We start from the raw sequence: 23,737 nt of genomic DNA, 5'->3' as shown, positions 1-23,737 counted from the left end.
TAGGCTACAGGGGAATATAAATGTTTATTTTATGGAAATAAGCAAATACAGGTATGGTAAACACTCTACCATTATAGCATCACAACTGCCAAAAGAGGTTTGGTATCAAATCAATGGTTGAAAACTATTACAGATGCTATTTTAGGAAGATTGGATTAATTCTGTTCATGGAAAATAAGGACCTTTGCCATTTACATAAACATTATTTATAATAGGTCAATTGTCATTAAAAGTAGCGTTTTCAAGGTATGATTGTAAAACTTGATCCCAATTTACATCCAGCCTGTATATATCAGCTGGCTCACCATTTTTATTAAAGTCTGTGCGTGAAAAATATATTTTATTTCTATTGTAGTTTATTTTTGCTGAATAATCATATAAATTAGAGTTAATAATATCCAATTTCTCAGGTTTACACCATTGTCCATCTTTTTGGACAGAAATATATACTTCTCCATCTAAACCATCAGAATCACGTGCACTCCCATATAAAATGTATTGCTCTTTAGGATCTATAAACGGGTGAGATTCGGAATAGTTCGTACTAATAGCAGGTTGAATTATTGGTTTTTGATAAACTCCATTTTCTAATTTACTGATGTAAATATTATTTGTACCTCTTCCCCACCTGGCAAAATATAGGTTTCCATTTTCTGAAATCGAAGGGTGAGTCTCGTTAACTTCCGAATTAATTATATTGCCAGTATGTATAGGATTGCTCCACTCATTATTTTGAAGTTCTACATACCAAATATCTAAATCCTTTTTATTTGGTCTGATTTTCGTTGGACGATTACTTGCATAATAAATGCGTTTACCATCTGGACTTATGTATGATCTGCTATCATTATAATTTCCAGAAAAAGGTGCTACAGTTGCTTCTTGCCATTCACCATTTAGTTTTTGTGATATATAAATGGTGCCATTTCTGTAGTCGTCAGTAAATCGGGTAAGAGTTAAGAAGGTTTCATCTGGGTTAAGACTGATATAATCATCATGTTGGTCTTTAACAGAAATAATATCCGGTTGAAATATTTGTGCTGTCTGTTTTTGACTTCCGTGTGTATTACATCCTTGGCAAATTATTAAAATAGCTAGAAAAAGAAAATATTGTTTCATTTTGTAATTTATATTATATGAAAAACAGATAAATTTTATTTAAAAAATAACTTTACTCTCATTATTAATTTAATCGAATTCCTTTTAAATTTTGCTTTTATTTGTCAACCTCTAAAAGTTTTAGAAACTGCAAATATTGATTCTTACTAAAATATCATGTCACTTAAATACGTATATAATGAAATAAACATTTCATTAAGAAACAGATTATTTGTCTAATTTCAAGAAGAATCCGCCTGATGCAAATTGCCCGTTCCTTACCTTTATAATTAATTCATTGACACCTTTCTTTAATTGTGCCCTATATACTCTACCTTTATGCTTAGGGTTATTATAAAAATCAAACCATGCATTCCAATCATTACCAGGTGACCTATAAGCATCCCTATAAATTCTGCCTATAAATCTTTTATTTAAAAACAAAGTGAGCTCATCTATAGTTGAAAAATTTAGAATTATCTCTTTTTCTGAATCTGAAACTATATTGGTCTTAAAATACGCCACAGTATTTTCATTATCATATTCTGTAACTCTTCCGGTAATGACTCCACCTCTTAAATCAGTATTGAATTTTCTCCATTTAATTTTACTCTCTTTTATCCCATTTTCAATTAATTGATTTGGCTTAGAAAAAGGTCCGGCAACTTCCCAATTTGTAACTAAATCCTCTGGACTGTAATCTATTTTGGGGGTAGACTCACCTTTATAAGAAAAATTATCTATCTTACTTAGCTTAATATTATCTAGCCAAACAGACCCGCCTGAAACTCTTGGCTGAAAGCCAACCATACCTGATGAAAGCTCAAATAATGGAAATATGATTTTAGGAATTTTTAAATTATTGATATATAAATGAATAACTTCATTTACTACTTCAAATTTAAATCTATGCCATTCACCTATTTTTATTGAATCCTTACCCTTTAAAGAAATTTTGTACTCTTCATAAAGTAATCTTGAAACATTACCATCTCTCCATGGGTTTGCTCTGATATAGCTACCATTTCCTTTTACGTATAATACACCAAAATCATCCCTTTTTCCTCGCTTTTGATAGTTATAAATAAAACCAAGGTAATTGTGGATTTTTTTTGGGAAAAACATTTCCCCTTCGACTTTAAGTCTATTAATTTTTTTTGACTTTTTTAAAAGGGCGAAAACTTTTCCGTTTGCCTTGAGCTCTAAGACTTTGTTATGAGATTTGTCATAAGAATCAATAACTTTAACATTATTTGCTGAGCTTATATTCCAGTTTGACAAACTACCATTTTCAAAATTCTCATATAGAACAAGTGTAGATTGTCCATACACCTCTTGAAAACTAGTATAAACGAAAAGCGTAAAATAAATTATAAAGATTAAATATTTCCCCATAAAGTTAAGTTTGAATTAGACTGATGAGTAATTTGTAATTAAACACTCTACTACATATAGAAATAACCATTAATTATATACTATGGGGACAAGCACTATTAAATTATTCATTTATTTTTTTTAAAAGTAATTCCTTTTCTTTTTGGTTATGTGTTAGCTCTATAGCTTGTTTAAAATTTATTTTGGCATCTTCGTTTCTATTAAGTTGCTTATAAAACTCCCCTAATGAAGCATATAAAAGATAGTATTTAGATAGTCTCTTGCTTTTGTTTTTAAGTTCTTCTAAAATTTCAATTGCTTTTTTAGGACCTTCAGTAATACCTTCAACCACTGCCAAATTCAATTTAATTACTGGTGATGATTTAAAGTTGTATAGTTGCAAGTATAAATGTTTTATAGTCTCCCAATCTGTAGATTCATAGCTATTCGCAATACAATGTTGTAAGGCTATACCAGCTTCTAAATGATACGAACTTAAAATTTGGCCTTCTGAAGCAGCAGATAATTCAACTATCCCTTTATTTATAAGCTCTCTACTCCATAAAGTTCTATCTTGATCTTTAAACAAAACTATGGCACCTTTATCATCGATTCGACTTTCAAATCTGGCAATATGAAAGCACATTAATGCCAAAAGCGCTCTAACTCTATATTCTTTATCATAAAAATTTGATAAAAGTTGTGTCAACCTAAGTGCTTCTGTACAAATATCTTTTCGGATGAGATTTTCATTACTAGTGGAATTATAGCCTTGGTTAAATAATAAATAGAGGCTATTCAACACACTATTCAGTCTGTCAGCCGATTTTTCTATATTCGGTGTTTGGAATAATTTATCATTTTCACGGATTTTCTTTTTTGCTCTATAGAGTCTCTTTTTAATGGTTTCTTCTTCTAAGACTAAAGCCGAAGCTAGTTCTTTTCTAGAAAAACCTCCTAATATATTTAAGACTAGAATAATCTGACTCTCTATTTTAATACTATTTGAACAGCATCTAAAAATCATCTCTAACATTCCATCTTCAATTTGCTGGTGTAATGTTATGTCATAAGTAAAAACATCTTGATCTTTTAATTGGCTTGTCTTAAGAGCTTGACTTTTGCTTTCTCTCTTTACAAAATTTATAGCTTTATTTTTAGCAACAGTAAGTAACCAGCCTTTTGGGTTATTAGGTACACCATCTTCCTTCCATTTTTCAAATGCAAGCAATAGGGTGTCTTGAGTAATATCTTGAGCAGATTCTAAGAAATTAAACCCAAATTTAGAAGTCAAAAAAGAAACGATATTACCGTACTCTTTTCGGAAAAGATTATCGACAATAATTTTTACCTCTTTACTCAGAACTTAAATTATAATTAATTTCAACAGGCCAACTGTACATTGATCTTACAGAAATAACGAAATCTTTGCTAAGTGGGCAATTCTGAGAAAGAGCAATAGCTTCATCTAGGTTTTTTGCTTTAATTAGTACATAACCTCCAACAATTTCTTTGGATTCTAGATAAGGGCCATCAGAAATAACACGTTCTCCTTTATCAATAATCACACTTCCTAAGTTTTCTAATCGCGCCCCTTTGATATACTGGTTAGTACTAGAAAGTTTCTTTACCCAGGCAATATATTTATCTATGTGGTTTTGTAAGATCTCAGACGATAATTCTTCAGGATACCCATTGCCGTGAATTAAAAGTAGATATTCTTTCATAATTACTTTTTTGTGAATATTCTAAAATAAAGTTAAGTATGCTAAAGCTAAAAATTATTAACAAATTTTTAAAATATACCCCCATTGTTTGTGTTTGTCTTATCAAACAAACTTGAATATTAAAATAATCATTAAATGAGGTTTTTGTCAGCCAAAGCATAGATTAATTCAAATATAAATCTTCTATTTGAAATCAATTAATTTTCTCTAATCATATATGCTATTTCTATACTAGATAAAGTTCTTTATGTGAATTCAAACCCTTTGAATCCCAGATTTCTTATTATCATTCATTTCTTCAAAAACCAATAATCTTGCTCAACAATGTTGTTATGACCTACTTTGACTCATCGAATTAACTTAATTCTTCTACCTCTCGATAGCTTAAACCAAATCTGAATTTAAAATATATGGCTTAAATGATGATTGGTTTGGGAAAACAATAACCTATGACCACAACATTATATCTCAAAGATACTACTTTATATTAGTTCATATAGATACGACAGAACCATATAAAACCTCCTTGTACATTTTTTCGTAGGTAGAATAGAGACATAAAAAATTAACAAAATCTCAGAATTATGAAAAAAACAAAAATTTTAATCGCAACGGCAATATTGGGTATTGCAACTTTCGTTGCCATTGCAGCTGATCATATTGATGCTCCTGCAGTTTCTGGTGGTACAAGTGATATCACAGATTTTTATGCCTTCCAAGGTGAGAACACATCAAATATTGCATTTGTAGCAAATGTTCAAGGGCTTTTAGCTCCTGGCGCTACAGGAAGCGCTTCGTTTGATGAAAATGTAATGATCGAATTTAATATCGATAATACTGGTGACAATGTTGAAGACTTGGTTATTCAAGCTCTTGCAAGAGATGGTAAAATGTATGTTTTTGGACCTACGGCGCCTTCTCAAACAGGTTTAAACAGTACTGTCGCTACTAATGCAGCCAATCAATTAGTTGCGGATATCACACCTTATGGACAGTCTGCTATGGTAGCATCTTCTACAGGAATGATGGCTTTTGCTGGTCCAAGAGACGATCCTTTTTTTATGGATTTTGCACAGTATTCTGAAATCATTGGTGGTAATGCAACAAGTTTCAACAACCCAGGATCAGATACTTTTGCTGGTTCTAATGTATTATCTGTAGTTGTTGAAGTACCAAAATCTATGATTGGTGGCACAGGTACAATTAATACGTGGGTAGAATCTAAAAGAAAACAATAATCTAAAATTTAAAAACTTGAAAACATGAAATTTAATAATATAAAATTATACGCATATGCAGTTTTAGTGTCGGTAATGACCTTTAATTGTAGCAATGATGACGATAATAATGGAGGAGAACCAATGGATACTGACTTTTCAGGAACATATGCTCAGCAAGACCAAATGGGTAGACCTGCTGTTAATACTGTGTTTGTATCTAGTGGTATGAAAGATGCTTTTAATACAACTGTTCCTTCACAACAAAGTGCATCATTTCAATCTATGTTCGAAACAAACTTAACAGCATTGAGTCCCGCTTATGCTAATCCTGGAGATACAAATGCATTAGGATTAGACGCTCCAACATTTACAGGTTTATTAGCAACAGATGTATTGACTGTATCGCTTGATGGAACTACTACATTTTTTGATGGTACAAATGTATTAACTGGTAGAACATTAGCAGATGACGTTATTTCTGTAGAATTACTACTCATATTTGGTGGTGAAGATGGTACTGAAAACCCAGGCCTATCTAATGATAATGTAGATGCTAATGATAAAGCATTCTTAACTTCATTTCCTTATCTAGCTTCCCCTTGGTAAGATACTGAACTCAAATTCTGAAGTAAGATTTAGGTTTTACTTCAGAATTACTCTAACAAAAAAACTCACAACATCATGACAATTAAATATTTTTTTTCAATAATAGCGCTTACTATACTTTATAGTTGCAATACAAATCAAGTTACCAACGAAGTAGATTACAAAATATACTTATCTTCTAAATTAAATGTATCTGAATTACATGCTAATGCTCAATTCTGGACAGATAAACTAAAAAATACCCCCGATCAATTTCCATATTTGGCTAAACGTGCAAGTGCTTACACTCAAGTATTCGATGCCACAGGTGACATATCTTATCTCATCAAAGCTGAACAAGATCTCATTGAAGCAATTGACCAATCTAAAAGAACTATTCCGTCTTATTTGAAAAGTTTAGCTACGAATTACATTTCACAGCATCGTTTTAAAGAAGCTTTGGTATTGCTAAAAGAAGCAGAAGATAATGGTGAAAAATTGAATGGTACTAAAAAAATGCTTTTTGATGTATATCTAGAATTAGGTAATAATTTAGCTGCTGAGAGTTATTTGATGCAAATTAAAGATAACTCAGATTTTGATTATCTAATTCGCTTGGCAAAATGGAAAGACCACAACGGTAACCTCGAAGCTGCTATAGAACAATTGGAAAAAGCTAAAGCAATTGCCGAGGCTTCTAACTTGAAAGAGATCAAGCAATGGTCATACACCAATCTTGCTGATTTTTACGGCCATGCAGGTGAAATAGAAATGTCTTACAGTTATTATTTAAAAGCCTTAGAGCTCGACCCAAATAATGCTTATGCTAAAAAAGGTATTGCGTGGATACTTTACTCTCACGAGAATAATCCAAAAAAAGCATTACAACTACTAGATCATATTTCAAGCTATTATAAATCTCCAGATTACGATTTACTTAAAGCGGAAATAGCAGAATATAAAAATGACTCTGAATTAAAAGAAAAAGCATTGTCAGATTACAAGAACGCTATTAAAAATAAAAATTATGGCGCTATGTATAACAAATACAATATCTTGCTATATACCGAAAATGAAACTTCTTTAACTAAAGCTATGGCTGTTGCTCAACAAGAAGTTGAAAATAGACCCACTCCTCAATCATATGATTTATTAGCCTGGAGTTACTTTAAAAATGGTGATATAGAAAGGGCAAATACTATTATAGAAGATCATGTATACGGACAAACGTCAGAACCAGAGGTGTTATATCATATTGCCGAAATCTACAAAGCAGTAGGCAAAACTGATAAGGTAAAAGTATTAAAGAGTGAGCTAGCTACCTGTCTTTATGAACTTGGACCTACTATGGCACCAAAAATTAAACAACTATAATTATGAAAAAGCAAATCTTAGCACTGCTATTGTTTGGTTGTTTTTCAATTGTAGTACAAGCTCAGAATGTTAAGGGCTTGGTATTAAATGAACTCAGTCAGCCTATAGAGGCAGCATATGTATATAATATAAATTCAGATAGTCATGCGCATACGTCAGAAAATGGTGTGTTTGTAATTGCCGAAACAAAAGTTGGTGACTCACTTAGAATAGGATTATTAGGTTATGAAACAAAAGTTATTTCTATAACCTCAACAGATAACTTAAAGATTATTCTTGAAGAGAAAATATTTCAACTCGATGAAATGGTTTTAGACAAAGAATTAAATACAGTGAGTACAATTTCTAGACTAGATTTAAATATTACTCCTGTAAATTCTTCACAAGAAGTTTTAAGAAAAGTACCTGGTTTAATCATAGGTCAGCACGCTGGAGGTGGAAAGGCAGAACAGATATTTCTACGGGGGTTCGATATAGACCATGGTACTGATATAACCATCGGAGTTGATGGTATGCCAGTAAATATGGTATCTCATGCCCATGGTCAAGGTTATAGCGATTTACACTTTGTAATTCCTGAAACTGTAAGTAAAATCGATTTTGGTAAAGGAGCCTATTATGCCTCAAAAGGTGATTTTAATACAGCTGGTTATGTCAATTTTAAAACCAGAGATTATTTAGACAAAAGTAGTATTTCATTTTCAGTGGGTCAGTTTAATACTTTACGTACCGTAGGTTTATTTGATTTATTAGAGAGAACAAAAAATCAGAATGCTTATCTAGCGATGGAATACATTGCTACGGATGGTCCTTTTGAATCCCCTCAGAATTTTAACCGTTTAAACCTCTTTGGGAAGTATGTGATGTACACTCCAGAAAATGATAAGATAACTTTAACTACGTCACATTTTACAAGTCGTTGGGATGCTTCTGGTCAGATTCCGCAACGCGAAGTCGATAATGGAAACATTACTAGATTTGGTGCAATAGATGATACAGAAGGAGGTGAAACAGAACGCACCAACCTTAATGTTATGTTCGATAAATATATCAATGATAACACTAAGTTTAGTGCAAATGCCTTTTACTCGCATTATGTGTTTGAGCTCTATTCTAATTTTACTTTCTTTTTAGAAGATCCTGTTAATGGGGATCAGATTAAACAGAAAGAAGATCGCCAGATTTTTGGTGCGAATACCGCTTTGAATTACTCTACATTTTTAGGCAATACGGAATTAAATCTAACTACAGGTTTAGGTGTACGACACGATATTGTTGATGATGTAGAATTGTCGCGAACGCTTAATCGAACTGAGACGCTTGAGTTCATTCAATTGGGTGATATCAATCAAACTAATATTGATGCCTTTGTAAATGCAGAGTTTGAATTTGGGGACTTTAAAATGGTACCAGCCTTACGCTTAGATTATTTTAAGTTTATGTACAACGATCAGTTACAGACTAATTACAAAACACAGTCTGAAACTAAGACTATTTTAAGTCCTAAATTAAATTTCTATTATAATGCAGCAGACAATTTACAACTGTATCTTAAGTCTGGTTCAGGATTTCATTCTAACGATGCTAGAGTCGTAGTGTTCAATGAAAGTGAAGACATTTTACCACGTTCTTACGGAGCCGATATAGGTACGGTTTGGAAACCGTTTCCTAAGCTGGTAGTGAATTCTGCCTTATGGTATTTATTCTTAGAACAAGAGTTTGTCTATGTAGGCGATGCAGGTGTTGTAGAACCAAGTGGTAAAACAAGACGTTACGGTGTGGATTTAGGTTTGCGCTATCAAATAAGTGATTGGTTGTTTTTAGATGCCGATGGGACATATACTAAAGCACGAAGTGTCGATGATCCTGAAGGTGAAAATTTTATCCCTTTGGCACCAGATTTTACACTTACAGGCGGTTTATCAGTTGATGATTTAGATGGGTTTTCAGGTGGTTTACGTTTTAGATATTTAGATGACAGACCAGCCAATGAAGATAACTCTATTGTAGCTGAAGGTTACTTCGTTACGGACTTTAATATTAACTATAAACTTAATAAGGTAACAATTGGTTTAGCAGTAGAAAATCTGTTTGATGATGATTGGAATGAAACTCAGTTTGCTACAGAGTCACGTTTACAAAACGAAGTACAGTCTGTAGAAGAAATACATTTCACACCTGGTACACCATTTTTTATTAAAGGAACTATAACTTATAATTTTTAGGGGGTCAGCCTCTTAATTTAAAGGGAAGTAAATTAGGATGGTTGATTGGTTGCTAGCAAGAAAGGTAGACTGCTGATTACAGTTTACTGGTCATGAGAAATCATGATATTTTTTGAGTTTTTTGTTAGTTGAAACACCTTCGCGAAAGCGAAGGTGTTTGTTATTTTTCAAAACTACGGCTTTGTTGGTTATTGATTACTTATTTTTTTGGGATTTCAATAGGTAAGTAGAGTTAATTCAGTTCTTATTTTACTCTACAAGTGATTTCATAATTTCTTGTCTTTAAAAGATTAGATAGCCCATGGTAATCTTCTTTTTCAGATATCAATACTTATGGTAATAGTCCATTACTTATCCCAAACATATAAGGTTTAAGGCATTCTTTATGATTAAAATTAATCATAAAAGATATCAAGGAGTAGAAGCCACCACACCAAGTGTATATAACTGTTCCATGGTTGGGCTTTCACTACCTCCTTCAGGTTCTAAGGTAATCCCAAAGGCTTGACTCTCATTGGCATTGGTAATAGCAAAGATTTTATTGTCGTCTGTATTAAAGTCGTCAATAGTACCTAAGCTTGTTGGTGTGAGTGGATTCAAGGTTAAAGACCAGACTTGCCAAACTTTACCTTCTGGTGCATCAGGTAAGCCTTCACCATCTAAATAAATAGTATTGTCAGCTTTGTTCCAATATACTTTTGCAAAAGCCTTATCATAATCCCCCTGACCACCTAATGGTACAGTAATAATGTCTTTATCACGTATAGCGTCAAGTAAGGTTTTAGTAGCTGCTAAATTCTCACGAGCGTCTTCAATTTGTATTTCTAGATATTGCTTTTCAGTAGATACGGTTTGTAGTTCTTCTTCAAGTTGAACTTTAGTGTTAAGCGTCCATATTAAACCACCAACAAGTAAGATAGATGCAGCCCAACCTGTATAAGATATCCAGTTAGGTTTCTTAGGTTTTAAATCTACTACTCTGGTTTCTTTATCATTGAGCTTATCTTCAAAAGAATCAAAATTTACAGCATGTGGGGATACTGAAGAAGTCAGTTTTACCACAGCTGCTTCAATCTCTAAGACTTCTTGTAAGATTTCAGGATATTCTTGCATCAGTTCATAAACCTCCTGATTTTCTTTTTCAGAAAGTTGGCCAGCTACGTATAGCTCTAAAATACCTGATTCTATGTATGCTTTAATATCCATATTACATAACCATATCCCTTAATTGCTGAATACAGTTTCTATTTCTTGTTTTAATTGTGCCAATAGGTATATTTAATTCTTCAGAAGCTTCTTTTTGTGTGAATCCTTTAAAATAAAGTAATTCAATCACATCTTTACATTTTTGGCCGAGGTTAGTGACAAACTTTTTAATTCCGATAGCATCTGTACTACGATCTAAATTATCACTGCTTGTTATGATATCTACGAAATTATCGGCATCGAGGTTTTGCTTTGATTGCTTAAATGCTTTAGACCTTGTTTTATCAATAGCAGCATTTCTGGCTATATTCAATACCCATGTAAAAAACCGTCCTTTTGAAGAGGAATATGTGTTCGACTTATTCCATGCCTTTACAAAAACATCCTGTGTTAACTCATCTGCTATATCGGTATCCTTTACAATATTGTAAACCACCCCATGAATACTCGCACCATACATTTGATATAGTTTTTCAAATGCATTAACATCTTTATCTTTAAATCGTTTAACAAGCGAGTCGATATCAACCATGTGATATTCTATGTTTTTTAGATTCCTAATATATTAAATTAATTGGTTATAAATCTTTATCAAAAGTACATTCTTTCCAAATCAAAGAATCGAAAGAAACTAGCTTACCGAAATCAATTATCTGGCATAGATAATTATCTTGGAATATATCAATTAATATTCCCCAAAAAAATATATTTGGCAACATTTTTATATTACTCACTGAATACAGGAATATTATAATTCTATATAACCACTTTCACCTGGTACCATTTTAAATTCTTTATTAATCCACTGTTGTTTTGCTTTCTTTATCTTTTTCTTGCTTGATGACACAAAATTCCAATCTATAAAACGTCTTTCTTCAAATGCTTTGCCCCCAAAAACTAATAGTAATGAGTTCTGACCTATTGTAAAACTGCATTTGTCGTTTTTTGAAACCAGCATTTTACCTGACTCTATCTTCTCGTCACAAGCTTCTATATACCCCTCTACTATATATATACCGATTTCACCTTCTAAATTTTCTAAAGTGGATACTTTGGATTTCTCTTTTGATATCATTTGCAACATAAATAGGTGCGAATAAACTGGAGCTGGAGACACTTTGCCATAACCCTTACCAGCAATCAATGTATATTCAACCCCATCTGACACCCAAAAGGGTAATTTTGATTTCTCGGTGTATGAAAAATTGGGGACCATCTCTTCAAGTTCCTTTGGTAGAGCTATCCATATCTGAAAACCATGAATTTTATACATGCCTCCATCCCTTAAATGTTCGGGTGTTCGTTCAGTATGAACCACACCTTTTCCAGAGGTCATAAGCCCAACATCCCCGGATTTGATTATCTCAACAGCCCCAGTGCTATCCCTATGTGTAATCTCTCCTTTTAATAAATAGGTTAAAGTCGTAAGGCCGATGTGTGGATGTTGCCCTATATCCATAAACTTAGTTGGTCCAACTATGGTTGGGCCTATATGATCAATAAAGCAAAATGGACCAATCATTCTTTTTTTTCTAAAAGGTATTAACCGACCTACAAGAAAATCCCCTATATCCCTACTGCGCTGTTCTATTATCAACCTTGAATTTGACATTCTGTAATTAGCTTTAAAATCTTCTTTTATTTATTTACTTTGATAAACTTGTATTTATTCTACATCTGAATCGTTTAGTCCATCAATTAATGTGTCTATTTGGGTTATAATTTGTCTTCGTTTTTGTTTTGCTTTTTCAATAATTTCTTCGGTACTCTTGGGGTTTGATATCTGATTGTTGTAATAATCTACAAGAGTTCTCATAGCGTTCATTTTTGCACTCAAATGTGTCTGCTCAACTTGTTGAATTAGCACCTCTTGTGCCTTACGTTGAAGTCTCGCACCTTTTTCAAGTTCTTTTCTATTAAGGAGTATTTCCTCACGGTTGTTTTTTATTTCCTCACGTTGTAAGACAATGGTATAAATCAAAACGGCAAAAGCGAGTGCTGAAAACAAGGCATTTACCGCACCAAAGAGGTCTCCGAAAGTCCCTCGGTCTGACCAATTTGGTATAAAATATATAATCAAAACGGCAGATATACCCCATATAAATGTTACAATTAAAATTAGCTTAACTAATAATTTTCCTGTAGAACTATCTTTTTTCATATATCAATTAGTTACCTGTAAGTATGCTTGTGTAGCGATTACTAGTTCAAGATACTTAATAGATTTGTATTAGAAACCATGGAATCAGTAGTTTTATATTATAAAAACCTTTGTTGCGACATGAGCTTAAAGAAAGTAACCTAATTTGTAATCTTATTCAAGAGGGTAGCCGTCAGTTGAAAATGAAAATGACTTATTACTATACTGCCCGATCATAATAGCCTGAATCAAAGGTCTTATCATAGGTGACCTAGAGCTAACATGTACTATAAAATTAGCCCCACTACCTCCCGTATCATCTTCTTTTTCTATAACATAGTTTACCGTAGCCATGGGCGGCAAACTAATTGGCTTGTCTATAAATTTTTTAACAAGCAGACCATGAGTGTCATAATAGTTAATCTTACTAACAAATAAGGAGTCTTTCGAGTTAGTATTTCTAATACTCAAAGTAGCTGACAATAAGTGTTTTGGGTTTTGGGAGTCAATATAGATATCGGAATAAATAGGTACATAAAATTCGTTATTATAAGAAAGAGAGCTCTCATCAGGTGTTTTATCTACCTCTAAAGCCTCAAGTTCATCTTGACCTAAGGTATCAAGATTTGGGTTAGGATTTTTACATGCTAGTGCTAAAATAACAATAATAGAAATAAATATTTTATCGAGTTTCTTCATAAACTTAGTTAACTAAACACATCCAAGTCAAAGATATACAAAAGATTGATATTCTATTCAAAAAGAATTGTCTAGTCTAAATTAATATGAAGTTCTGTAAAAGGATAACAGCTACCCGTGATTTTTTCCACCTTTTAAGGTTTTTCAAGCAGTAGCACAACTTTTCAACTACCTATTCCAAAGAACATCTTTCTGTAAATAAAGATATAGCTTTAATGGATTTTTACCTAAGGTTTTCTCTTAGAATTTCTAAGATTTCTTACTAGTTATTGAAATTGACTTACTTTAAGTTTATCTTTCTTTTTGGTATACAAAATTGTTGATTTAGCATATATTTGAGTGAATATATAATATAGATGAACTCCCTAGATAGATTATCTAATTGTTATTAACGACCATTAAAAATCTAATGAAAAAATGGGATCTAAACAAAAGTGTTACAATTGTGGAAAAATCATCAAAGAGAAAGAGCTCACCAAAGAGCATATTCCAGCTAAAAATTTGTTCGAAGGGTACAATGAAAAATACAAAATTCAAAGAATTACTGTTTCAGCTTGTCTGAAATGTAATCAGCAATATAGTCCAACTGATGAAGATTTTAGAAACATGATTGGAGCAATAGCTAAACGCAAAGAAAATAATGCCATAACAAATAAAACAAAACGTTCACTATTGAGAAAGGACCCTACAAGAAACACCTTTTCATTAGACTCTTTAGGGAAAATTAGTGGAATAACTTTAAATGAAATCACAGTTGAAGAGTATCACAAAAAAAATTTCAAAGGAATATTCTTTAATCAATATGGAGAAATATTTAATGAGAAGAAATATTCCATTTATGTAAACATTGATGAAAATGATTGGTCTTTACCAACACTAGGGATTTTAGGTTTTTTAAAAGACCTTTTTAATAGAAAAGTTTCTGGGCATGAAGATATTTTGAATTATTCCCTTCAACCATTTCGGCTTGGTATTGAGAACCCCAGCAAAAATGACTTAATACCAAGTATTAATGAAAATATTTACGTAGGATATTTTGATTATGTAAAAGAACATGCAGCACTAGTAATAGCAGTAAGAAAAAACTACTTAAGAATGATTAAATGGAAAAAACGATGGCAATGTATAATAACTCCTATATTTAAGTACTTTAGCAAGTGATTAAATTTCAAACATGAGAAAATTAATAGAATAGAACGACTATTAGGGACTTGGATGAATGCCATAAGTTAATAAGCCGAATATAAATTAATATTAAAAATCTGTATGTCATTGAGTAATGAAGAAATTAACGAACTAAAAAACTTGCAGTATGATATTTTGTTAGAAAAGTGTCTAAAAAAAGAAAAAGGTCATATTTTAAAAAACAAATATGGTTTTATCAGAGGAATTCCAGCTCAATTAGCTGAAGATATGTATGCTATCAGGATAGAGAAGATACCCGAAAATGCAGATAAAGATATGTTAGAACGAATAAAATATATTTGTAAATATAGTTTAAGCAAAATGCCAAAATCTAGAAAAGCAAAACAAAATAATATTGAATATTTCATTTATGATAAGTTTAATCAATATCAAAATGCTTTAGAAATAGTAGAAAAACGTTTAAAAGCACTACAAGAATAATTATATAAATTGAACGAAGATAAATAAGTTGCGTAACAACATAAATATATATGTTAGCAGTAAATTACATGATTAGTACGACAGAAAAAGCCGAATGAGTTTACCTTCTATTCGTTTCTTACATTTTAAGAGTTATTATTTCTTTCAGCTAAATATTTTAATCCTAAACCTAAAATCAATAAAACAGCTCCCCAATTTCGAGTCTTCTTTTTCGAGGCTAGCACACCGCCTACAGCCATTAATCCTCCTGTGGCAGTTAGAGTCGTTCCTGCTGCATCTACCTGATTACTATATTCTTTACCATAGTGAACAAAGTTTTTATAATGTTCGCAATTATTAGAGAAAAATCCATATGCTTTTTCACCCAATCTTGATAGTGCTCTGTCAACGGCTCTCTGTCTGTCAAAATTATTTCCTGGGCACCTTTCTATCTTCTTTGGAACATATTTTTCTAATTGCTTATTAATCTCCTCATTTGGAAGTACTTTTATACCCTTGGTGAAATTAGCTGTAAATTTAGGTCCTGAAAGATCGTTTCCCACATATATAACAAAGTGATCTACCATTCCCATAAATTTTTTATGTAGAATAACTGCGTCTGCTGGTCTTAGTTGATTTTTTAATACATATTGATTTATATTCATTGTCTCGTTTTTATAGTTTTACTGACACAAACATAGTACTTTAAAGCACTTACTTGTTTTGACCTATGCATAAGTCAACATAAAGTCGATTATAAGACCAATTCTACTCAATCCATTTTTCTGCCTTAGCTCTTAATTGATAATATGTTTCCTCTCGTTTTTTAATTTCTTGTTTGATGTATTTTGGGGCTTTTTTAAATAAAACTTTTCCTTGAAGGTCAACACTATGTTGCTTTAAAGCAAGAAATTTTCCTCTTCTATTTTTAGGTTGGATAAGTTTCTTTTCATGTAGTATATCAAACAAAACAAAAACTAAATCACTTTTAGCAGGATTAATTTCTAAATTAACAGGTTCAGGCTTGAATAATTTTTTGAATGTTTTTACAGATTTTATCGCTCTCTCAGAATATAAATTATCTGCAATTTCATCTAATTTATTTATGTTCCCTAGCCAATCATAATAGACCTTAGGCATATCATTTGAGGCCACCGTAGATTTATTTTCCATTTTTCTAATCAATCTATTTAACTGCAAATGGCTATCAATATCTTTAAAATTATAACCCTTTATTTCTGACAAACTGATTAGCGACTCTCTTAGTGATTTTAATTCTGTAATAGTTAAGATTTGGTAATCTGCAAAATTATCAATTATGTAATGCCCTATATTTGATAAGATATACTTCAAATCATTTCTAATATCTATATCTTCTATAGCATGAAGTATTGTATTTACAGTTTGTAAAAAAGAAATTGTTATGGTGTCGAAAACTTTTTTTGTATCTCGTTCCTTTTTGTTTTTTAAATAACTTAAGTTTTGCTGAACGATATCATATAATTCATATTTTTTTAAAAGAAGAATACTTTCGTCTACATTGTTAAAAAAAACTTCATTCAAGATTTCTTCAACTGAAAAGAATATTGATTTATTCATAAACTCAGAGTCGATTTTAAATAAACATTGGGATTGTTAAAATATGAGGCTAGAGAATTCTTATATTATTAATCATTCTATTAAAATTAATCTTTATCAAATGTTCTACTAACTGTTGTTCAATAGAATACAATTTTGACAGATATTCTATTATTAAGCTTATATTTTTGGGCTTTACTGTTTTGCCATTTGATTCTATATAGGGACCGTCGCTTTCAGTTAATAGATATTCTCTAGGAATGTGTTTTATAATTTCCTTCCCTTTTTTAGATTTTATCATTGCGGTATTTATAGAAAAATAATATCCAGAATGGGCTATTTCTTCTATTAATCTGACACCACCAGAATACCAATGAAAAATAGCGTTTCTAATGTCATATTTTCTGAGTAACTCTAGAACTTCTCTTTCGGCACTTCTTGAATGAATACTTAAAATCTTCGGCTTGCCCTTTACAGCTTTTAAAATTTGCTCAAAACTATATAATTGTAATTCTTTTGACCCTACGCCTTCTCGTGAAAAATCTAATCCAATTTCTCCTATATAAGATGTCATATCTAAGAATTTAAGAAACAAAGGCATTTCTTTTTCATGCTCACTAACCATCAATGGATGCATACCTAAAGCTAATCTTACTTTTTTATAGCCTTTTACATGGTTATATCCCATTTGAAAATGACTTGGCAAATTAGTCATACCAATTGTAGTAATACCTAATTTCTCAGATTCTTCACAAATCTTTACAGGATTTGGATACAAATCAAAATGGCAATGAGTATCAATAATCATTATATTCCTAATTCCGATTTTATTGTTGCATTTCCTTTATCCCTAAATAATTGTAAAACCTCATTTTTAGAGCGTAGAATCATTTGGGCATATTCTTCTAGATTATTAAAAGGAATGCTGCCATTAATTAATATATCTGTCTTCATTTGTTCCTGTGTAATATCCTTCTTTAAGAAATTTATTAATGCTGGCAAATCTACATAACTTTCTCTAGATAAAGGTCTGGTAATATCATTTCCATATACTTGATTGTCAACATTAGCCTTATTCAAGGACGCTCTCCTGTAGACACAAGGCATACAAATCCCACAGTGATTTGTATCTTTTCTACTCCAATACTGTTTGCGTCCAGGTTTACCACATGAAGTTGAGTGTTCTAAAACACTATTAAGAAAACTATTGTTCTGGCAATCTACAACCATTTCACCTTTTGTCTTAAAGTTATATGGGTTCCTAAGCTCAATATTAATACTAAGATTGTCTAAAAGCTCTTGTAATTTACTCAGGACATATGGATGAGTTGTTCTAGTACTCAAAGAACTTACTCTAGATGGCGTTAAAGGATAATTAATTGAGATTGTTCCATTCTCAGGGATTATAAGGTGAGCTGAAGGAGAAATAAAACATCCCAAACCAATAAAAAAGAATGAACGACTTCTATAATTACTTTCTACTTCAAAAGCTTGCCCTTCATTATTTTTTCTATCCAAAGCTAATCTAACCTGAATCCAATTATTTTTGACTTTATTTGGGTATGCGACAGATAATTTCTTGTATAAAAATTGTTGGTCTCTATTTGGTCCAGGAGAATAAAAATCAAAATGCGAAACTAACATAATTTCATCACCATCATTCAAAGTTTCCAACTGATCTATTACTCCTATTAAAGAGTCCAATCCTCCAGAGAATAAACTTGTTGTTTTGATATTCTCAGTATTAAAATGTCTTCTATTCTTGTTCCATCTTCCTCTTTTTTCAATAAAACAATTTTCAATTGTATTCGTAACAAAATTGATACTCCAATAATCGCCTGTTAGAAATTTTAATGCGTCCTGTAATACCTCCTCTTGACCATGCCACAATGATAATTGATATACAGGAAATTCCACTTCTATCTCTCTTGCCCAACCATCAATTGAGTATTTCTCCCTGTTTAATAAATTATCTATTCCATATACCAGTGCAGATATTAAGAATAAATCAAATTTAACAGACTTTGTGTCTCTAGAAAGATCATATAAATTAACAAAATCATTCAGAACATGAGCTACTTTTTGCTCATCATTGTTTAAATCTTCGAATACTAGATTTATTCATTGAAAACTTTCCATTAGTAGCTTCGTTTAGTTCTATTCCTACTCTCATAATTATTCAAATACCGTTAAAATATCTTGTTGTATGTTTTTTATTAATCTATCAGCGCCATCTGAGCTCCAATCTATATCTTGTAAAGAGTTTACACGTTGAACACCTCTCAGGCTTTCAAATATAAAATCCTTTATTTGTCTGAAGAGATTATTGCAATCAGATTGGTTTTTATCTTTTATCAACTTTTCGTAAAACCACTTGTCTAGGTGCTCATAAATATAATAACCGAAATACCTGATTATTAAATCTTCTGATGTTTCCCTTTCAAACTTACTATCTAATAATTCTTCCATTTCATCTATGGTTTCAGCACTTGAAACAAGCTCTTCGAGTATTTTTCTAGTAGCTTCTTTTGCAGCCACTTCATCAATTGTTGATGCAGTACCAGAACAATATTCAATCAAATGATTAATTATGTCTGATACAGACTTGTCTTTTAAATCGGACAGCCCTAGATTATCAAGAGTTTCTCTAAAATTATTTCCTGAGTTGATAAAAGCGCCAAAAAAGGCACCTAGTTTTTTAGCAGTTCTTATTCCACTTCTTCCAGCAACTTTTGAATTTCCTCTACCAGCTTTAGATGAACCACCTATAACATCAACATACCTTTTTAGAATCTTATTCTTTTTTTCTGTCGATATTGTTGAAGAATCACAGCTTCTTGTAATTGTATCACTTAAACTTCCCCAATTAGGTATGTTTTTCTTTGTGTCAGAAAATGATTTTGATGTACCCATTTATTTCTTTTTTAAATTATATGCCTTACTGACTTTGGTCCTATTATCACTAAAAAAGTCATTTAAGAAATCACCAATAACAGCATGATTATTAAACTCCTGTAAACTAATACCTATTGCTGGAGCAATTTCTTTTTTATTAATCGTCTTTAGCGTATCGATGTAATATGTCTCCGTATTCTCAATATTATCTCGTAACATTTGATTAAATATGTCAAAACCTATTTTCTCTTGTGGATTCTTTTTTAAATTATTGGACAGCAAGTTTAGGAAAGAGTCTTTCTCTATTGGGGTCAGAGCGTAGAATTGATCCTGAAATATCTGTTTTCTCGTACCCGATGGCATTTCTTGATACAACTCATTAAAGAAAGCCTTTACTATTGGAGGGATTAAACTAGAAGCTGAAATCGATGATATTTTATCTCTTGAAATCCAGAAATAATCTCGTAAGTCCACATCTGATAATTTAGGTTCTATGCGTAACCAATTAACTATTTTTTCTTTACCCCAATCATTAAAACTAGTGTTTTCTATCTCTTGAGAATTTTCATGAGCATTTCCTTCACTACAGATTTTTTCTAATTCCCTTATTTCACTTGGTTTTCCGTCTTGATTTAACTGCCAGCCATATAATTGCTTAAATAACTTAATTTCAGAATATTCTAGAATCATCAGCTTTGCTAAAATAGAACTACTAAAATTTGGCAATTTAGCAACATCAGATAACCTCTTTCTAAGGATATATGTATTCAAAAACCTCTTTATTTGTCTAGGATTACCATATAAACTTTGTGTAATCAGTGGAACTAATGAAGGAATTGAAATGATATTAGATTTAACTTTTTCAAAATCTTCAACACTTAACTCGTCACGCATGTTTAATAATCCATAGCTTGAATACCTGTCATTCAATCTAAATTCCTGGAATTTTGTATGAACGTGTTTAAATATTACCTCGCTCACCTCTCTTTTGCATATTAACATTGAAATATAGGTTTCAACTTCAGGCTCAGAGAGTTTTGGTAAAGCATAAGGTAACTGTATTAATTTTTCTAAATAGTCTTTTATTATTCTTGGGTTGTCCTCTTGAATTGGATTTGAGTTTCCATACTTAAACTCGATAGCATGACTAAAAATTCTTGGATCAGCACCAATTATAAAGGCTGTTTTAGGCACGTTTACAAATAACTTTATTGCCTCCAAGTTTTCGATTATTCTCTCAGGACTGCACCTGTCTAAATCATCGATTATTACAACGAGTCTTTTAAATTTGGTTGCTTCTAATAAATCCCCAAAATCTTTTCTAAATTCGGAAACTAAATTTGTACTTGAATCCTCATTTACTTGTTCTTTTTTTAATAATTTAAAAAATTCTTCACCCTCTTTGGATCCCAATTTTTCTATCAGTTTTTCTGGACTATCTACATCCCATTCCGATAACTTCTTGGTTATAAAAGGTGCCAGACTCAATCCCCCTGTAAAATATGCTGCCACTGCTGGTAACGCTACATTTTTCAACACCATTCCAGCTCCCCTCATCCAGTCAATAGACTTCCATAGCTTTTTTGCCTTATCCTTTACTGTTTCTCTTACTTCAGCACTTAATTTCTTATTATCTTCTAATTCTTTTAATATAGAATCTAATAAGGCTGCTTTGGCATCATCATAACCTTCAAATGTCCAACCGTTAAAATAAATGCATAATGATTCTTCTTGTTTAGGTTCACCATCTTCATTTTCGAATTCATCCTGAATTATTTTAAGAATGCTGGACTTACCACTTCCCCAATCGCCAAAAACACCTATAGTTATTGGAAGTACAGAATCGTCTTTAACAACATCAATTAATAAGTCTGCGTGAACTTTAAAACCTAAAAGGTCTTGTGAGGTTTCATTATCTGACCACATTTATTTTGAAATTATTTATTAATAATTTTAATAAGAAACAATGTTAGTACATGTTTTAAAGAAAAAACTATGCACGCAAAGTAACTTACAACTTTACTAAATGACTACGGAAAACCGTATATGATGAAATTAATTAAGGGTAGAGCTTAAATATACATTTTAACATTTACAATAAGAAAAGAATTACAAATATTTAGTTTATCGGATGCAAAGTCTCGATGACTTCCTGCAAGTTTTCAAGGTCATCCTGTAGATAGCGTTCAGTAGAAGAAATATAGCGATGCCCTGCCATGTACTGTGTCTCTCGAACATTATATGCGCTTAGCCAATTGACAATAACCGAAGCCCTAATCTGTTTAGGATCCTTAACCTTATAATTAATACGTTTAAGGCGTTTAAACAGTTCTCTGGTAATGATGTCAAACCTATCCGAGTTAAGCGGAAATAAGGCTTCTGTATTTATCTGTAAATTATCCAAAAGTATTTCTCTATCCGTTTCCAAATAACGAACTAGAGGCATCATCTGCCATGATCTGAGCTCTAGAGTTCTAGTGTTGGTCTTACGAGTTGATGGTACATAGAGCTTGCCCTTATCAATATCAATATGCTCAACCTTTAAGCTTTTAAGCGCAGTTGTTCCCAAACCTTGATAGACCATAAATCCTGTAATTACTTTATTGCGCAATGCCACTTCTGAACTATTAGGCGGCTGGATATTCCGTGTTGGGTAGCTATAATACAGATCCTCAAGCTCAGCAAATTCAAGCAGGTTATGATTGAGGCTACGCTTGGCTCCTCTAATATTGATATTATGCATTGGATTGGTATATCTGATATTCTTATCAATAAGATAGTTGAAGAATATCTTTAAACCACCTATTTGGTGCTTGACTGTGCTTTTAGATAATCGTTTCCCTTTCTTGGGCTGTTGTATATACTTTCCATAAGCTAGACAGGATTTGTAATCTATAGTTTCCGACAGATAACCTTTAGAACTGCACCAATATGAGAATAGAGTAGCAGAGCGCAAATAGGAAAGTACGGTTCCTCTTGAGTATCCTAGCTGATATAAATAATCTTCATACTGCCTCATGTTCAATCTGACTTGCTATGTGCGTATAAATTTGTGTACTCTCCAATGATGAATGCCCTAAAAAGGTACTGATGGATTTCATAGGTACTTTGTTTTGTAATAAGTGCGTTGCAATGCTATGACGTAACGTATGCAGTGTAATTCTTTTGTCAATGATCGTATCGTCTTCAGTAGCTTCGATAATAACTTTTAATCTGTCTGCTACTGTCTTGTCATTGATACGCCTACCGATATTTGAAACTAAAAGTGCATCTGTTTGAAAATTCCTTAAGAATTCAGGTCTTGCATCATAGAGATAATCTTCCAAGAGGCTAAGATTATATGCATTGATGGGAACAAACCGCTCTTTGTAGTTCTTTCCTTTGCGTACATAGATGCGCTGCTTTTCAAATAAAATATCCGAAGTATCAATATGCATGGCCTCATTACGTCTAAGCCCACAACTGTACAACAGCACCAATATAGCCCTATCCCTCATCTGAAAGTGCTCGCTCATGTGGGACACATTACAGGCTGCAAAGAGCTGTTTAATCTCATCTTGAGTAAGGATGACTTTACCTTCCTTATAATCCATCTTTTCACCTTTAAGGTGAACACCAAAATTAATATTAGCTTCATGCTCTTTAAGGTAATCGAGGAACTTCTTTAATGCCTGTTGGTGCTTATTGAGAAATGCTTTTGAGAGTCCACCGCCACGTCTGTCATTGGAGCGATTGGATAAGTGGCCATAATAGTCCTTAACCATTTTAGTAGTGATATGCTCAATAGTAGAATGTCCATTTCGCTCTAGGTAATGGAAGAATTCTTTTAGGTGGTGTGGCAAGTTATATACGGTGGTAGGGGCATAGCCCAATACATCCAGCCAATCCCTAAAGGACGCCAGGATCGTATTAAATGATTCGCTACGTAGGTTTAACTTCTTCATATCTAACTGCTATTTAGCTTTACAAGTTATCTGTCTGTTTTACTGACCTTTTAGATTTCAAGGTTTT

The 23,737-nt window shown here is 32.1% G+C and carries 22 protein-coding genes and 1 pseudogene; 6 read left to right on the top strand and 17 right to left on the bottom strand.

What is annotated here, in order from left to right; translation table 11 throughout:
- Positions 1–216: 216 nt before the first annotated feature.
- The 4 genes from Q0912_RS03405 to Q0912_RS03390 form a co-directional block, all read right to left on the bottom strand.
- Complete coding sequence (locus Q0912_RS03405; protein WP_299112064.1) at positions 217–1,119, bottom strand: hypothetical protein; 903 nt, start codon at positions 1,117–1,119, stop codon at positions 217–219.
- 207 nt (positions 1,120–1,326) lie between these two features.
- Positions 1,327–2,493, bottom strand: a complete 1,167-nt coding sequence (locus Q0912_RS03400) for a hypothetical protein (protein WP_299112062.1) — start codon at positions 2,491–2,493, stop codon at positions 1,327–1,329.
- Between the two features lie 103 nt (positions 2,494–2,596).
- Positions 2,597–3,814: a sigma-70 family RNA polymerase sigma factor gene (locus Q0912_RS03395; RefSeq protein WP_299112631.1), complete on the bottom strand. Its 1,218-nt coding sequence runs from the start codon at positions 3,812–3,814 to the stop codon at positions 2,597–2,599.
- Between the two features lie 13 nt (positions 3,815–3,827).
- Complete coding sequence (locus Q0912_RS03390) at positions 3,828–4,199, bottom strand: YciI family protein (protein ID WP_299112059.1); 372 nt, start codon at positions 4,197–4,199, stop codon at positions 3,828–3,830.
- Between the two features lie 584 nt (positions 4,200–4,783).
- On the opposite strand from Q0912_RS03390, the pseudogene Q0912_RS03385 reads away from it, so the two are divergent.
- The 4 genes and pseudogenes from Q0912_RS03385 to Q0912_RS03370 form a co-directional block, all read left to right on the top strand.
- A pseudogene (locus Q0912_RS03385) lies at positions 4,784–5,731 on the top strand (DUF4331 family protein); the annotation flags it as partial.
- The gene (locus Q0912_RS03380; protein WP_366125121.1) at positions 5,726–6,025 is read left to right on the top strand and encodes a DUF4331 family protein; all 300 of its coding nucleotides are present in this window, start codon (positions 5,726–5,728) and stop codon (positions 6,023–6,025) included. The pseudogene Q0912_RS03385 and the gene Q0912_RS03380, both read left to right, overlap by 6 nt.
- A gap of 75 nt (positions 6,026–6,100) precedes the next feature.
- On the top strand, positions 6,101–7,378 hold the full coding sequence (locus Q0912_RS03375) for a cell surface protein (RefSeq protein WP_299112057.1): 1,278 nt from the start codon (positions 6,101–6,103) through the stop codon (positions 7,376–7,378).
- Between the two features lie 2 nt (positions 7,379–7,380).
- Positions 7,381–9,603, top strand: a complete 2,223-nt coding sequence (locus Q0912_RS03370) for a TonB-dependent receptor (protein ID WP_299112054.1) — start codon at positions 7,381–7,383, stop codon at positions 9,601–9,603.
- Positions 9,604–10,014: 411 nt separating this feature from the next.
- Here Q0912_RS03370 and Q0912_RS03365 read toward each other — a convergent pair whose 3' ends face one another.
- The 5 genes from Q0912_RS03365 to Q0912_RS03345 all read right to left on the bottom strand — a co-directional run bounded on the left by Q0912_RS03365 (position 10,015) and on the right by Q0912_RS03345 (position 13,648).
- On the bottom strand, positions 10,015–10,809 hold the full coding sequence (locus tag Q0912_RS03365) for an anti-sigma factor (RefSeq protein ID WP_299112052.1): 795 nt from the start codon (positions 10,807–10,809) through the stop codon (positions 10,015–10,017).
- Between the two features lies 1 nt (position 10,810).
- Entirely contained in the window at positions 10,811–11,341 is a 531-nt protein-coding gene (locus Q0912_RS03360; RefSeq protein WP_299112049.1) for a sigma-70 family RNA polymerase sigma factor, read from the bottom strand.
- A gap of 216 nt (positions 11,342–11,557) precedes the next feature.
- On the bottom strand, positions 11,558–12,421 hold the full coding sequence (locus Q0912_RS03355) for a pirin family protein (RefSeq protein WP_299112046.1): 864 nt from the start codon (positions 12,419–12,421) through the stop codon (positions 11,558–11,560).
- Positions 12,422–12,475: 54 nt separating this feature from the next.
- On the bottom strand, positions 12,476–12,970 hold the full coding sequence (locus tag Q0912_RS03350) for a hypothetical protein (protein ID WP_299112044.1): 495 nt from the start codon (positions 12,968–12,970) through the stop codon (positions 12,476–12,478).
- Between the two features lie 153 nt (positions 12,971–13,123).
- Complete coding sequence (locus Q0912_RS03345) at positions 13,124–13,648, bottom strand: DUF3124 domain-containing protein (protein WP_299112042.1); 525 nt, start codon at positions 13,646–13,648, stop codon at positions 13,124–13,126.
- 417 nt (positions 13,649–14,065) lie between these two features.
- Here Q0912_RS03345 and Q0912_RS03340 point away from each other — a divergent pair, with 417 nt between their 5' ends.
- Both Q0912_RS03340 and Q0912_RS03335 read left to right on the top strand, forming a co-directional pair.
- Positions 14,066–14,809: a hypothetical protein gene (locus tag Q0912_RS03340; RefSeq protein ID WP_299112039.1), complete on the top strand. Its 744-nt coding sequence runs from the start codon at positions 14,066–14,068 to the stop codon at positions 14,807–14,809.
- A 111-nt stretch (positions 14,810–14,920) separates the two neighbouring features.
- Positions 14,921–15,274, top strand: a complete 354-nt coding sequence (locus tag Q0912_RS03335) for a hypothetical protein (RefSeq protein WP_299112036.1) — start codon at positions 14,921–14,923, stop codon at positions 15,272–15,274.
- Positions 15,275–15,399: 125 nt separating this feature from the next.
- Here Q0912_RS03335 and Q0912_RS03330 read toward each other — a convergent pair whose 3' ends face one another.
- The 8 genes from Q0912_RS03330 to Q0912_RS03295 form a co-directional block, all read right to left on the bottom strand.
- On the bottom strand, positions 15,400–15,918 hold the full coding sequence (locus tag Q0912_RS03330; protein ID WP_299112034.1) for a lecithin retinol acyltransferase family protein: 519 nt from the start codon (positions 15,916–15,918) through the stop codon (positions 15,400–15,402).
- Between the two features lie 103 nt (positions 15,919–16,021).
- Positions 16,022–16,852 (bottom strand): hypothetical protein, encoded by an 831-nt coding sequence (locus Q0912_RS03325; protein WP_299112032.1) that lies wholly within the window; start codon positions 16,850–16,852, stop codon positions 16,022–16,024.
- A gap of 49 nt (positions 16,853–16,901) precedes the next feature.
- Positions 16,902–17,639, bottom strand: coding sequence for a Qat anti-phage system TatD family nuclease QatD (gene qatD, locus Q0912_RS03320; protein ID WP_299112030.1), 738 nt, complete (start codon positions 17,637–17,639; stop codon positions 16,902–16,904).
- Complete coding sequence (gene qatC, locus Q0912_RS03315) at positions 17,639–18,898, bottom strand: Qat anti-phage system QueC-like protein QatC (protein ID WP_366125120.1); 1,260 nt, start codon at positions 18,896–18,898, stop codon at positions 17,639–17,641. Before qatC ends, qatD begins: the two co-directional genes overlap by 1 nt.
- A 108-nt stretch (positions 18,899–19,006) precedes the next feature.
- Positions 19,007–19,744, bottom strand: coding sequence for a hypothetical protein (locus tag Q0912_RS03310; RefSeq protein ID WP_299112025.1), 738 nt, complete (start codon positions 19,742–19,744; stop codon positions 19,007–19,009).
- The gene (locus Q0912_RS03305) at positions 19,745–21,652 is read right to left on the bottom strand and encodes a P-loop NTPase fold protein (protein WP_299112023.1); all 1,908 of its coding nucleotides are present in this window, start codon (positions 21,650–21,652) and stop codon (positions 19,745–19,747) included.
- Between the two features lie 193 nt (positions 21,653–21,845).
- A complete protein-coding gene (locus tag Q0912_RS03300) occupies positions 21,846–22,745 on the bottom strand; it encodes a site-specific integrase (protein WP_299112021.1) in 900 nt (299 codons plus the stop codon).
- On the bottom strand, positions 22,732–23,670 hold the full coding sequence (locus Q0912_RS03295; RefSeq protein ID WP_299112019.1) for a tyrosine-type recombinase/integrase: 939 nt from the start codon (positions 23,668–23,670) through the stop codon (positions 22,732–22,734). Before Q0912_RS03295 ends, Q0912_RS03300 begins: the two co-directional genes overlap by 14 nt.
- Positions 23,671–23,737 lie beyond the last annotated feature (67 nt).

Origin of the sequence: uncultured Winogradskyella sp. (genome assembly GCF_947498345.1) — a bacterium.
Taxonomy (GTDB): Bacteria; Bacteroidota; Bacteroidia; order Flavobacteriales; family Flavobacteriaceae; genus Winogradskyella.
Note: the sequence above shows the minus strand (reverse complement) of the source record. Positions and strands in the feature narration are given on the sequence as shown.